Origin of the sequence: Mycobacterium sp. SMC-8 (assembly GCF_025263565.1) — a bacterium.
GTDB lineage: Bacteria > Actinomycetota > Actinomycetes > Mycobacteriales > Mycobacteriaceae > Mycobacterium.
In genome coordinates this window covers 253271-265923 of record NZ_CP079865.1, presented here as the reverse complement: position 1 = coordinate 265923, position 12653 = coordinate 253271, and the positions used below count along the sequence as shown (strand labels likewise).

The window sequence follows — 12653 nt, the reverse complement described above, 5'->3', positions numbered from 1 at the left end:
AGGTCAAGCCTGATGAATTTGCTGGCAGCTCCCCGACGGTGTTTGCCGAAATCGTCCGCGGCCGTTCGGGTGGTGGTACATGTTGCCTGTATCGGCGCGATGGTTGAGGGGTCGGGACATGGGGCTTGTCATTCGCCCGATTGCGGCGCTCTTTTTAGTGCTCGCTAGCGTGGCGGCGCTGCCGGTGTCGTGGGCGTTGCCCGGGGTCGCGCTGACCCTGACCGCGAACACCACCGCGCTGATCATGGGTGGCACCTTCCATCCGCTGGCCGCACCCCGGGACGGCCCGCGGTTCGTCACCGACTACCTCGACAACGCGGTGACCCGGCACCTTGATCCGGCGTTCGCGGGGTCGTCGGGCCCGGTGACCAACGCCGTGGCCGTCGTCACCCCGGAGGACTTCTTCCCGATTGGGCGGTTGACGTTCGAGACGTCGGTCGCCGAGGGCCTGGCGAACCTGCACCGCTGCGTACGGGCGGGTGCGGAGTGCGTGTTCAACGCCGACCCGGCGGTGACGCCCGGAGTCGGTACCGGTGCGCCGCAGGCCGGCGACACGCTGAGTGTGTTCGGCTACTCGCAGAGCGCCGTGATCGCCTCGCTGGCCAAACGCGACCTCATCCGGGACTACGAACCGGGCGATCCCGGTATGTCGTTCATGTTGGTGGCGAATCCGATGCGGCCCAACGGCGGCGTGCTGATGCGACTGCATCGCTGGCCGACCATCCCTGTCCTGCGGATCCCGTTCCCCGGCGCGTCACCGACCGACGGGCCCAGGCTGGCCGGCGGCGGCCCGGTGTTCCCGACCGTCGACCTGGTGCGCCAGTACGACGGGCTCGGTGGGGACTTCCCGGTGCGTCCGCTCAACCTGCTCGCCACGGTGAACGCGTTGCTCGGATACGGCCTGCTGCACGGCGAGACCGTGGACGTGCCGCTCAGGCAGGCCCGGTTCCAAGGTCATGAGGGCGACACCGACTATTACCTCGTCGAGACCGACCTCGTGCCGTTGCTCCAGCCGTTCGCGCCGTTCGTGCCCCGGCCGATCCTCAAGGCGATCGACGCGCCGCTGCGCGTGCTCATCGAGGATGCCTACGACCGTCACATCGGCCCGGGCGTGCCGAGACTCATGAGCTGGCGGCCGGTCACGAGCGTGATCGGGTTGGCGGGCAGGCTCGTCGCGTCGATCCCGGTGGCCGTCGACAACTTCACCCAAGGACTGGGACTCGGGCGCGTGCTGCGCACCACCGAACCGGGCACCTTCGGTGTCGGCGGTCCGGACCTACCGGCCGGCGCCTCGCCGGAAATCAGAAACGATGCGGCGCAACGGGAGTCCGGTCTTGCGTCGGGAAAAGCGAACATGGCGGCGGGGACGAGGAACCCGCAGGCGGCGGCACGGAGCCCCCGGCCCGAACCGAGATCGAGCTCGCAGAACCCGACGAAGAGGCCGAGCTCGCTGAACCCGACGAAGAGGTCGAACTCGCGGAACCCGACGAAGAATCGGCGCAGCACGTCGACCCGACGTCGCCAGAAGCCGAAGAGCGGCATCCGGTGACACCCGCCGAGCGCGAGGACACCTCAGACGTACCGTCGGACCGGGACACCTCCGATGTGCCGTCGGACCGGGACACCGCCGACGCGGCCTGAGCGTCGCACCCGTGCCCGCCCGGTCCGGCGTGGTATCAACAGCCCGTGAGGCTGTTCGCCCTCTTCGCGCTGGCGCTGGCCGGTGCCGCCTGCGCGGCGCCGCCGGAACCGGTACCGGCGCCCGCCCCGTCGCCGGCGGTCGATCACACAGTCAACCCGGCGCGCATCGACCGCGCCCGCGACCGCCTGCCCGAGGACTACGAGGTGACCGCCTACACCGGGCCGCCGTCGCCGTTCGCCGTGTGGGGCCTGCGCGACACACCCACCGTCGATCCCGGACACTGCGCGGTGCTGGGTGCGCCTGCGGTCGATCCGGTCACCGCGCGGGGATGGTCGGCCTCCGGCCCTGGCGGGATCGTCTACGCGCTGGTCGCCGGCACCGCCGACGCGGCGCCTGCTGCGCCGCCCGACGAGGGCTGCTCGCAGTGGACGGTGGCGTCGGGGCACACGACGGGTGTGGTGACCGGCGTGCCGGGTCCGGACATCCCCGCCGCCAGGACCGTCGGGATGAGCAGTGCCGCCACCACCGTCGTCGAGGGCGGCACCGAGACCCGCACGCATGCCGAGACCTTCGTCGCCTACCTGGGTGACCACATCTGTTTCGTCGCGGTGCTCACAGACCCCGGGTCGCCGCACCCCGTGCTCAGTCGTGATTTCGCATCCGGACTGCTCGCCGAAACGGTGTCGGCGCTGCGCGGTTGAGCCGGGCTGCCCGGGTACATTGGCGGCGATGTCAAACCCTCCGAGCCTCCGGGCGGCCGCCGCGGTGATGTGCGCGGCGCTGGCAACCGCGTGCGGGGCCGCGCAGTCCGAGGATCACTCCAACGCCGACATCGCCCGGGTCTCGGACCTGAAAGCCGACTTCCCGGCGTCGTTCACGGTCCACTCGGTGGGTCCGGCGGCCATCGACCCGCAGTACCTGACCGCGCAGAAGCTGCCGCCCGGGCTGACCTTCGATCCGGCCGACTGCGGGCAGGCCGCCGACGAGCAGGCCATCCCTGACGGCGTCAAAGGCAACATGGCGGCCACCACCGCCGAGGGTGACGGTGTGCGCTACATCGTGATCGCCGTCGAGACCTCCGAGCCCGTTTCCGCCAACACCCCCGCCGACCAGTGCCGCAAGGTGAGCTTCAACGGGCCGGGGATGCGCGGCCTCGTCGAGGTCGTGGAGGCCCCGCAGATCGACGGTGTGCACACCGTCGGCACCCACCGGGTGCTGCAGACGACGACGGCGCAGGGGCCGCGCACCGGCGAGCTGTACAACTACGTCGCCCATTTCGGGACGTTCATCGTGATCGTGACCGCCAACCCGCTGGTGGTCGCCGACAAGCCGGTGGCCCGGGTGGACACCCAGCGCGCCCGCGACCTCGTCGCGCAGACGGTCGGGCTGGTCAGGGGCTGAGCCGTCGTCACCGGACGTCGTGGGGGCGGAACTGGATGCTGATGCGCGGACCGGTGGGCCGCGCGGTCTTCGGCACGGCGTGTTCCCAGGTGCGCTGGCACGAGCCGCCCATCACCAACAGGTCGCCGTGGCAGTGACGGAGCCGCAGCGACGGTCCGCCGCCGCGCGGGCGCAACGCGAAAACCCTTGTCGCGCCCAGACCTACGATGGCGACCATGGTGTCGTCGGTACTGCTGCGGCCGATGTTGTCGCCATGCCAGGCGACGCTGTCGTTGCCGTCGCGGTAAAGGCAGAGGCCGGCGGTGACGAACGGCTCGCCGAGCTCCCCGGCGTACGCGTCGTTGAGGCGGCGGCGCAGCTGCTTCAGGCGCGGATGCGGTACGGGGTCGTCGAGCAGGTTATGGGAGCTCACCAGGCGCGGCACGTCGAGCACCCGGTCGTACATCTGGCGCCGCTCGGCACGCCACGGGATCTGATCACGCAGCTCCCTGAACAGCGTGTCGTCGGCTGAACCATCCTGGAACAGCCACCCGGACCGCACCTCCAGCCACGCGCCGCCGCCGAGGTCGCGGCGGTCGGAGGGGTCGAACAGAGAGCTTTGCACAGCCGGCTCCATACCCTGCACTCTATCGCACACCCGTTCGAAGACGGTGTGAACATCGGGAACCGGAACCCTCAGAGCCGGGCTGCGCCCGGGCCCTCCTCGGCGAGCATGTCGCCGGGATTGGCCAGCGCGCACACCTTGAGGCTCAAGCACCCGCAGCCGATGCAGCCCGCGAGATTGTCGCGCAGCCGTTGCAGATGCAGGATGCGCTGATCGAGATCCTGCCGCCACCCCGCCGAGAGCCTGGCCCAGTCCTTGCTGGTGGGCACCCGGTCCGACGGCAGGGTGGCCAGCGCTTCCCGGATCCGGGCCAGCGGGATGCCGAGTCGCTGCGACATCCGGATGAACGCGACCCGGCGCAGTGTGTCGCGCGAGTAGCGGCGCTGGTTCCCGCCGGTGCGACGGCTGGTGATGAGCCCAGCGCGTTCGTAGAAATGCAACGCCGACACCGACACCCCGCTGCGCACCGACATCTCGCCCGGCGTGAGTTCGTGGGGCCGCTCCATGACCTCAACCCTAGTTGAGGTGGCGATCCGGGTTACGGTGCTAGACGTGACTGAAGCCGCGCTCGGGTGCAACTCGGAAGTCGGCACGCTGCGGGTTGTGATCCTGCACCGGCCAGGGCCCGAACTGCAGCGGCTGACGCCCCGCAACAACGACACGCTGCTCTTCGACGGGCTGCCGTGGGTGGCCAGGGCCCAGCAAGAGCACGACGCGTTCGCCGAGCTGCTGCGCTCGCGCGGCGTGGAGGTGCTGCTGCTCGGTGACCTGCTGACCGAGGCGCTGGCCAAGAGCGGCGCGGCCCGGATGCACGGCATCTCCGCCGCGGTCGATGCGCGCCGCCTCGGAGTGCCGCTGGCCCAGGAACTCTCGGCGTACCTGCGCACCCTGGAGCCCGCCGCGCTGGCCCGGGTGCTGATGGCCGGGATGACGTTCGACGAACTGCCGTTCGGGGAGCACGAGCTGTCTCTGGTGCGGCGCATGCACCACGGCGGGGACTTCGTCATCGACCCGCTGCCGAATCTGCTGTTCACCCGCGACTCGTCGTTCTGGATCGGCCCGCGGGTGGCGATCACATCGCTGTCGATGCACGCCAGGGCGCGCGAGACCTCCCTGACCGATCTGATCTACGCCCACCACCCCCGATTCCTCGGGGTGCGGCGGGCGTATGAGTCACGGTCGGCGCCGATCGAGGGAGGCGACGTGCTGCTGCTGGCGCCCGGTGTGGTGGCCGTTGGAGTGGGGGAGCGGACGACGCCGGCGGGCGCGGAGGCGTTGGCGCGCAGCCTGTTCGACGACGACCTCGCGCACACCGTGCTGGCGGTGCCCATCGCCCAGGAACGCGCGCAGATGCACCTGGACACGGTGTGCACGATGGTCGACACCGATGCCGTGGTGATGTACCCGAACATCCAGGATTCGTTGACGGCGTTCACCATCCGGCGCGAGTCCAGCGGGGTGAAGATCGACCGTGCCGCACCGTTCGTCGACGCGGCGGCCCACGCGATGGGGATCGGCAAGCTGCGGGTGATCGACACCGGGCTGGACCCCGTCACCGCCGAGCGTGAGCAATGGGACGACGGCAACAACACGTTGGCACTGGCGCCGGGTGTGGTGGTGGCCTACGAGCGCAACACCGAAACCAATGCGCGCCTTATGGATGCGGGCATCGAAGTGCTGCCGATCGCGGCCTCGGAGCTCGGCACCGGCCGTGGCGGGCCGCGCTGCATGTCGTGTCCGGCCGGCCGCGACCCGCTCTAGCACTTCGCGAAACCGCCATCACGGTAGCGGATCGCGACAGCTGACTACCGTGGTGGCGGTTTCGCGAGGCGAACGCGGCTACCGCCAGGACGGCAGCCAGATCTGCATGTTCCACGTCTGCTGGGAGATCGGCAGCCCGGTCAGGATCGGGTACAGCCACGCGAAGTTCGTGATCACCAGCGCCACATAGCTGCACACCACCAGCAGCCCCAGGGTCCGCCGCTCGGCGTTCTGCCCCGGTTTGTACAGGATGTCGCCGAGGATCATCGCGATGATCATCACCAGGAACGGCGCCATGGTCGCGGCGTAGAAGAAGTACATCTGCCGGTCGATGTCGGCGAACCAGGGCAGGAAGCCGGCGCTGTAGCCGACCAGCAGCGCGGCATACCGCCAGTCCCGCTTCACGAACGACCGCCACACCGCCCAGGCCAGCACGGGCACCGCGAGGAACCACAGCGCCGGCGTGCCGACCAGCATCACCGCTTTGACGCACGACTGCGCACCGCACCCCGACACGTTCTCGGTGTCGATCGCGTACAGCACCGGGCGCAGCGACATCGGCCAGGCCCACGGCTTGGACTCCCACGGGTGGTGGTTGCCGTCAGCATTGGTCAGGCCGGAGTGGAAGCGGTAGGCCGCGTAGGTGTAGTGCCACAGCGACCGGAGGGCGTCCGGGACCGGCAGCGCACTGTCCGGTCCGAGGGAGCGTCCCACCTGATAGCGGTCCACGGCGGTCTCGGAGGCAAACCACGGCGTGTAGGACGCCAGGTACACCCCGAACGGGATCAGTACCAGCGCGTACAGTGCCGGACCGACGTCGCGGCGGAAGGCGCCCAGCCACGGCCGCGGCACGTGGTACTGCTTGCGGGCGGCGACGTCGAACGCGACGGTCATGATGCCGAAGAACATCACGAAGTACAGGCCCGACCACTTCGTCGCGCATGCCAGCCCGAGCAGCACACCGGCGCCGAACCGCCACCACCGCACCCCCAGACGCGGCCCCCACGCCGTCTCGGCGATCCGGCCTTCCAGAAACGCCACATGCATCCGTTCCCGCACCTGGTCACGGTCGACGATCAGAGCGCCGAACGCCGCGACCACGAACACCGTCAGGAAGCCGTCCAGCAGCGCGGTCCGGGCGGTGACGAAGCTGACGCCGTCGGCGATCAGCAGCAGGCCGGCGACCCCACCGACGAGGGTGGATCGGCTGATCCGGCGTGCGATGCGCACCACCAGCAGCACCAGGATGACCCCGCACACCGCGCCGGTGAATCGCCAGCCCAGGCCGTTGTAGCCGAAGATCGCCTCGCCGAGCGCGATCAGCTGCTTGCCGACGGGCGGATGCACCACCAGGCCGTAGCCGGGATTGTCCTCGACCCCGCCGTTGTGCAGCATCTGCCAGGCCTGCGGCGCGTAGTGCTTCTCGTCGAAGATCGGGGTGCCCGCGTCGGTGGGGGAACCGAGGTTCAAAAACCTGGTGATCGCGGCGAGCGCGGTGATCACGGCGGTCATCACCCAGCCCCGCATCCGGTCCAGCGGGCCGAAGTCGGCGACCGGGATCACCGGGCCGGGGCTGATGACCGGGACCGAGCGACCGCTTCTGTGGAGTTGGTCGGCGAAGGTGCTCTCGCTCCTCACGTCCGCGGTGGCGCTCACGCCTGCGATCGTAGGCTGTGTGGCATGACGGCCGGACGACTGTTGGTGGCCGCCACGCCGCTGGGGCAGCCCTCGGATGCGTCGGCGCGGCTGGTGCGGGCGCTGCGCAGCGCCGATGTGATCGCCGCCGAGGACACCCGCAGGGTCCGCACGCTGGCGACGGCGCTGGAGGTGAAGCCCGCCGGGCGGATCGTCAGCCTCTACGACCAGAACGAGGCCTCCCGGGTGCCCGCGCTGCTCGACGACATCAAGGGCGGTGCGACCGTGCTGCTGGTCAGTGACGCGGGGATGCCGTTGATCAGCGACCCCGGTTATCGGCTGGTGGCGGCGTGTGTGGACAACGAGCTGCCCGTGCAATGCCTGCCCGGCCCGTCGGCGGTCACCACCGCGCTGGCCGTCGCCGGCCTGCCGTCGGAACGGTTCTGTTTCGAGGGCTTCGCGCCGCGCCGACAGACCGCCCGTCGCACCTGGCTGCAGTCGCTGGCCGCCGAGCCGCGCACCTGCGTGTTCTTCGAGTCACCGCGCCGACTTGCCGAGACCCTCGGCGACGCCGTCGAGGTGCTGGGCCCCCGACGCCGCGCGGCGGTGTGCCGGGAACTGACCAAGACGCACGAGGAGGTCGTCCGTGGCACCCTCGGGGAGCTCGCCGAATGGGCCGCCGACGGGGTACTGGGCGAGATCACCGTGGTGCTGGCCGGTGCGACGCCGTCGGCGGATCCGGCGGAGCTGGTGGTCGAGGTGAACCGTCTGGTCGACGACGGCATGCGCGTGAAGGACGCGTGCGCGCAGGTGGTCGCCGCGAATCCGGGCGCCCCGTCCAAGCGCGAGCTCTACGACGCGGTGCTACGCGCGCGCCAGTGAGCCGGCGCCACGGCCGATGATCGGGGCGGCCTTGTGCAGACACTCCTCCCACTCGCGGGTGGGGTCGGAGTCGGCGGTGATGCCTCCGCCGACGCCGAGCACCGCGCTGCCGTCGGCGGCGAACTCCACCGTGCGGATCGCGACGTTGAGCTCGCAGCCTGCCACTGGTGAAGCCAGACCTATTGTGCCGCAGTAGATCCCGCGTCGTGACGGCTCCCATCCGGTCAGCAGCCGCCGGGCCCGGGTCTTCGGGGTGCCGGTGACCGACGCCGGCGGGAACGTCGCTTCCAGCAGGTCGGCCATCGGCAGGTCGGTGGGCACCCGGGCCGACACCGTCGAGACCAGATGCCACACGCCGGGAGCCGGCCGGACCGCCAGCAGTTCGGGCACCGACACCGAACCCGTGCGGGCGACCCGGCCCAGATCATTGCGGACCAGGTCGACGATCATGATGTTCTCCGCGACGTCCTTGACCGACGCCCGCAGCACCGCCGGGTCGGCGGTGTCGGGCAGCGTGCCCTTGATCGGGCTCGACGTCACCGCTTCGCCGCGGCGGCGCAGGAACAGCTCCGGCGACAGCGACGCCACCGCACCCCAGTCCCCGGCGACGAACGCGGCGCGGGCCGGCGCCGTGCGCGCGGCGACCTTGGCGAAGAAGTCGGCCGGTGCGCCGTGGAGGGTGCCGGCGAACTGTGTGCACACGCACGCCTGGTACACCTCGCCGGCCGCGATCGCCTCCAGGCAGTCCAGCACCCCGCGCCGGTGCGCGTCCCGATCGGCCTCACTCCAGGTGATCACCGCGTCCCGCTCGGCCGGAGCCGACCGCAGGGCTTCCTCGACCCAGCCGGGAAGAGTTGCGCCGGTAAGGTTCTCATGCCACCACAGCCCGTCGCGGTCGCACCGCAGCACCGCGTCCGACCAACCGCCTGCGGCCTCCGGGATCCGCGGGCCCAGCCCGTCGGCACCCGGATCGGGGTAGGACAGGTAGCCGAACCAGCCGCCGCCCACCGGGCCGTCCCGCCGGTCGCCGGGGACGACGTCGAAAACGGTTTGCGGCGCGACCGCGCCGGCGTGCAGCGACGGCGCGATCACCGCGCGGGAGCCGAACCAGTCTCCGGTCAGCGCAGCCGGCGGGGGCAGGCCGCGCTGTGCCGCCGCGGCCGCGAGCGCGCGCAGCACCGCGGGGGCACTGCCCAGATCGCCGAGTCGCTCGATGCGCACCGGGTCATTATCGGCTGATCTGGCGGGGCACCATCACGCCCGCCAACTTCTCCGGGTTGCGCATCGCGTAGAAGTTCGTGATCCGGCCGTCGACCACCTCGAACGTCACCACGCTCTCGAGGTTGTCGCCGAGGTAGAGCACCAGCGCGGGCGCGCTGTTGTAGATCGCCGGCTCGACCCGGCCCTCGGTCCCGGCGAGCCGGACGAAGCCCAGGATCAACCGGGCCACCCGGTCAGCGCCGGCCACCGGCCTGCGGGCCGCGCTGACCTTGCCGTCGCTGTCGGCGGTCCACACCACGTCCGGCGCGAGCATCGTCAGGAGGCCGTCGAGGTCGCCGGTGGCGGCGGCGGAGAAGAACTTCGTGGTGATCTCAGCGGACAGTTGCGGGTCGACGGGCTCGAACCGCTTGCGCCTCGACTGCACGTGTTCGCGGGCGCGGTGGGCCATCTGCCGGACCGCGGCGGCCGACTTCCCGAGCGCCGCGGCGATCTCGTCATGTTCGAATCCGAACACCTCGCGCAGCACGAACACCGCGCGCTCGTCCGGACTCAGCGTCTCCAGCACCACCAGCATCGCCATCGACACCGATTCGGCGAGTACCACGTCCGCAGACGGATCCGCTTCTGTGAGAAGAGGTTCCGGCAGCCACGGGCCTACGTACTCCTCCCGCCGCCGGGACTGTGCGCGCAGCGCGTTGAGCGCCTGCCGGGTGACGAGCTGGGCGAGGTAGGCCTTGGTGTCGGCGACCCGGGACAGGTCGACCTCGGCCCAACGCAGGTAGCTTTCCTGCAGCACATCGTCGGATTCCGTAGCGCTGCCCAGGATCTCGTAGGCGATGGTGAACAGCAGCGGACGCAGATGCGTGAACCGTTCGGCGTGTTCGTCACCCGGGGTGGTTGTCATCGGACGGGCACCGCCTCGGCGGCGATCAGCGCGGAGCGGTCCGGGCCCTTCAGCGAGCGGTAGGAGCCGGGCTTACGCGCTTCGGCGCCAAGCCATTTCAGTGTGAACCGGCACACCTGCTCCTTGACGAACGCGCCCGCGCGCCCGCCGATGTACAGGTTCACCGGGGTGTCATCCTTGTGCTGCAGCTGCACGGTGCCCGCGCCGCGACCCAGGCTGATGCACTGGCCGCTCATCGGCACGGTGGCGTCGGCGGGCGCGGTTCGCGCGATCCTGGCCAGCACGGTGTCGGCGGCCTGTGCGCCCAGCGGCAGCCCTGCCTGGCAGCTCATCCGGTACGGCAACCCCGACGGCGCCGCGGCGTCGCCGGCCGCCACGATGCGGTCGTCGTCGACGCTGGTCAATGTCTCGTGGGTGATCACGCGGCCTACCCGGTCGGTCGTCAGACCGCTGGCCGCGGCCAAGCCGGGCACACCGAAACCGGCGGTCCACACCGTCACCGCGCTCGGTACCGTGGTGCCGTCGGCCAACGCCACATGGTCGGCGCCGACGGAGACGACGAAGGACGCCACGGTAATCACCCCGAGCCTGCGCAGCCGCTTGCTCACCGAGCGCTGTCCGGCTCGGCTCAGCGACGGGCCCACCACCGGGCTGACCAAGGTCACCCGACGGCCCCCTTCGGCAAATTCCGAGGCCGCTTCTATTCCGGTGAGCCCACCGCCGACCACCACGATCGGGGCGGGGGTCGCCACATCCGCCAGCCGCTCACGCAACCGGGTGGCCTGCTCTAATTCGCCCAGCGGGTAAGCGAACTCGGCGGCGCCGGGTACGGCGGCAGGCACGTCGCCGGTGCTGCCGAGGGCATACACCACGTAGTCGTAGTCCAGCGTGCCGCCGGATCCGAGGGACACCTGGCGGGCGGTCGCATCGATGCGGTCAGCGGTGTCGACCACCAGCTGCACGCCGGTGTTGAGGACCGCGCGGAAATCCTCGACGGCGTCGTCGTTTCCGGCGGCGAGCTGGTGCAGCCGGATGCGCTCGACGAACTGCGGCCGGGGGTTGACCAGGGTCACCCGGATGTCGTCACGTGACATCAACCGGTTGGCTGCCATCACGCCGGCGTAGCCGCCTCCCAGCACGATCACGTGGGTCTGCGGTGCGGTCATGGTGTCTCCTCTCGACGGGGCTTGTGCCCTCAAGACACCGCGCGGCGCCGATCTGTGACATGTGGCCGCACTATGTGGCGCAGATCACTAAACCAGACCCAGCGCCAACATCGCGTCGGCCACCCGGATGAACCCGGCGATGTTGGCGCCGACGACATAGTTGCCGGGTTGGCCGTACTCGTCGGCGGTGACCAGGCAACGGTGGTGGATGCGGCGCATGATCTGCTCGAGCCGCTGCTCGGTGTCGGCGAAGGTCCACGAGTCGCGCGATGCGTTCTGCTGCATCTCCAGCGCGCTGGTCGCCACCCCGCCCGCGTTGGCGGCCTTGCCGGGTGCGAAGACCGCCCCGGCGTCGGAGAACTGTTTGATCGCGTGGGGCGAGCACGGCATGTTCGCGCCCTCGGCGACGATGCGGCAGCCGTTTTTGATCAGCGCGGCGGCTTCGTCACCGTTGATCTCGTTCTGGGTGGCGCACGGGATCGCGATGTCGCAGGGCACCTCCCACACGTTGCGGTTCTCCACTGCCCTCGCCCCGCCACCGCGCAGCTCCGCATAGTCCGACATCCGGCCGCGGCGCACCTCTTTGACCTCTTTGAGCAGCTCGAGGTCGATGCCCTTCTCGTCGACGACATAGCCGCTGGAGTCCGAGCACGCCACCACGGTGCCGCCGAGCTCGTGGACCTTCTCGATCGCGTAGATCGCGACGTTGCCCGAACCGGACACCACGACGTTCTTACCCTCGAACGTGTCGCCGGAGGCTTTGAGGATCTCGTTGATGAAGAACACCGTGCCGTAACCGGTGGCCTCGGTGCGTACCTGGGAGCCGCCCCAGGTCATGCCCTTGCCGGTGAACACCCCGGACTCGTAGCGGTTGGTGATGCGCTTGTACTGCCCGAACATGTAGCCGATCTCGCGCGTGCCGACGCCGGTGTCACCGGCCGGCACGTCGGTGTACTCGCCGAGATGCCGGTACAGCTCGGTCATGAACGACTGGCAGAACCGCATCACCTCGCCGTCGCTGCGGCCCTTCGGGTCGAAGTCCGAGCCGCCCTTACCGCCGCCGATCGGCATACCGGTCAGGGAGTTCTTGAAGATTTGCTCGAAGCCGAGGAACTTCACGATGCCCAGGTACACCGACGGATGGAAACGCAAGCCGCCCTTGAACGGTCCGAGCGCGGAGTTGAACTCCACCCGGAAGCCGCGGTTGATCTGCACCACGCCTCTGTCGTCGATCCAGGGCACCCGGAAGATGATCTGGCGCTCCGGTTCGCACAGTCGCCGGATCACCGCCGAATCGACGTAGTCCGAGTGCTTCTCGACCACCGGGCCGAGGCTGCCGAGCACCTCGTAGACGGCCTGGTGGAACTCGGCCTCACCCGGATTGCGTTGGGCCACTTCGTCATAGATGTCTTGCAGTTTTTCGTGAAGGTCAGTCAA

12 protein-coding genes are annotated in these 12653 nt (G+C 70.0%); 5 read left to right on the top strand and 7 right to left on the bottom strand.

All coding sequences use genetic code 11. From position 1 onward, the window contains the following. Positions 1-169 precede the first annotated feature (169 nt). From KXD97_RS01395 to KXD97_RS01385, 3 genes are all read left to right on the top strand, one after another. Positions 170-1549, top strand: a complete 1380-nt coding sequence (locus KXD97_RS01395; protein WP_260755108.1) for a PE-PPE domain-containing protein — start codon at positions 170-172, stop codon at positions 1547-1549. Between the two features lie 137 nt (positions 1550-1686). Then, complete coding sequence (locus tag KXD97_RS01390; protein WP_260755107.1) at positions 1687-2343, top strand: DUF5642 family protein; 657 nt, start codon at positions 1687-1689, stop codon at positions 2341-2343. Positions 2344-2371: 28 nt separating this feature from the next. After that, positions 2372-3043, top strand: a complete 672-nt coding sequence (locus KXD97_RS01385) for a DUF5642 family protein (protein ID WP_260755106.1) — start codon at positions 2372-2374, stop codon at positions 3041-3043. A gap of 7 nt (positions 3044-3050) precedes the next feature. Here KXD97_RS01385 and KXD97_RS01380 read toward each other — a convergent pair whose 3' ends face one another. Both KXD97_RS01380 and soxR read right to left on the bottom strand, forming a co-directional pair. Beyond that, entirely contained in the window at positions 3051-3659 is a 609-nt protein-coding gene (locus tag KXD97_RS01380; protein ID WP_260755105.1) for an alpha-ketoglutarate-dependent dioxygenase AlkB, read from the bottom strand. A 59-nt stretch (positions 3660-3718) separates the two neighbouring features. Then, positions 3719-4153: a redox-sensitive transcriptional activator SoxR gene (gene soxR, locus KXD97_RS01375; RefSeq protein ID WP_260755104.1), complete on the bottom strand. Its 435-nt coding sequence runs from the start codon at positions 4151-4153 to the stop codon at positions 3719-3721. 46 nt (positions 4154-4199) lie between these two features. Between soxR and arcA the strand changes: the two genes are divergently transcribed. Then, complete coding sequence (gene arcA, locus KXD97_RS01370) at positions 4200-5408, top strand: arginine deiminase (RefSeq protein WP_260755103.1); 1209 nt, start codon at positions 4200-4202, stop codon at positions 5406-5408. A 78-nt stretch (positions 5409-5486) separates the two neighbouring features. Here arcA and KXD97_RS01365 read toward each other — a convergent pair whose 3' ends face one another. Then, positions 5487-6935, bottom strand: a complete 1449-nt coding sequence (locus KXD97_RS01365; protein ID WP_260758264.1) for a dolichyl-phosphate-mannose--protein mannosyltransferase — start codon at positions 6933-6935, stop codon at positions 5487-5489. A gap of 153 nt (positions 6936-7088) precedes the next feature. Here KXD97_RS01365 and rsmI point away from each other — a divergent pair, with 153 nt between their 5' ends. Beyond that, positions 7089-7925 carry a 16S rRNA (cytidine(1402)-2'-O)-methyltransferase gene (rsmI, locus tag KXD97_RS01360; protein ID WP_260755102.1) on the top strand — a complete coding sequence of 279 codons (837 nt, stop codon included), beginning with the start codon at positions 7089-7091 and terminating at the stop codon, positions 7923-7925. On the opposite strand, the gene KXD97_RS01355 is transcribed toward rsmI, so the two are convergent. From KXD97_RS01355 to gdhA, 4 genes are all read right to left on the bottom strand, one after another. Next, positions 7908-9146, bottom strand: a complete 1239-nt coding sequence (locus tag KXD97_RS01355; RefSeq protein ID WP_260755101.1) for an aminodeoxychorismate synthase component I — start codon at positions 9144-9146, stop codon at positions 7908-7910. The two genes, rsmI and KXD97_RS01355, sit on opposite strands and share 18 nt — an antisense overlap. Before the next feature lie 7 nt (positions 9147-9153). Beyond that, positions 9154-10050, bottom strand: coding sequence for an RNA polymerase sigma-70 factor (locus KXD97_RS01350; RefSeq protein WP_260755100.1), 897 nt, complete (start codon positions 10048-10050; stop codon positions 9154-9156). Next, positions 10047-11216, bottom strand: coding sequence for an NAD(P)/FAD-dependent oxidoreductase (locus tag KXD97_RS01345; RefSeq protein ID WP_260755099.1), 1170 nt, complete (start codon positions 11214-11216; stop codon positions 10047-10049). The genes KXD97_RS01350 and KXD97_RS01345 overlap by 4 nt, the downstream gene beginning before the upstream one ends. Positions 11217-11303: 87 nt before the next feature. Next, positions 11304-12653 carry an NADP-specific glutamate dehydrogenase gene (gene gdhA / locus KXD97_RS01340; protein WP_260755098.1) on the bottom strand — a complete coding sequence of 450 codons (1350 nt, stop codon included), beginning with the start codon at positions 12651-12653 and terminating at the stop codon, positions 11304-11306.

Bases quoted from the DNA above. Each gene is read 5' to 3' on its own strand.
- KXD97_RS01345 (WP_260755099.1), bottom strand. From the start codon at position 11,216: ATGACCGCACCGCAGACCCACGTGATCGTGCTGGGAGGCGGCTACGCC.
- KXD97_RS01380 (WP_260755105.1), bottom strand. From the start codon at position 3,659: ATGGAGCCGGCTGTGCAAAGCTCTCTGTTCGACCCCTCCGACCGCCGC.
- KXD97_RS01350 (WP_260755100.1), bottom strand. From the start codon at position 10,050: ATGACAACCACCCCGGGTGACGAACACGCCGAACGGTTCACGCATCTG.
- KXD97_RS01365 (WP_260758264.1), bottom strand. From the start codon at position 6,935: ATGCGGGGCTGGGTGATGACCGCCGTGATCACCGCGCTCGCCGCGATC.
- rsmI (WP_260755102.1), top strand. From the start codon at position 7,089: ATGACGGCCGGACGACTGTTGGTGGCCGCCACGCCGCTGGGGCAGCCC.
- KXD97_RS01385 (WP_260755106.1), top strand. From the start codon at position 2,372: ATGTCAAACCCTCCGAGCCTCCGGGCGGCCGCCGCGGTGATGTGCGCG.
- soxR (WP_260755104.1), bottom strand. From the start codon at position 4,153: ATGGAGCGGCCCCACGAACTCACGCCGGGCGAGATGTCGGTGCGCAGC.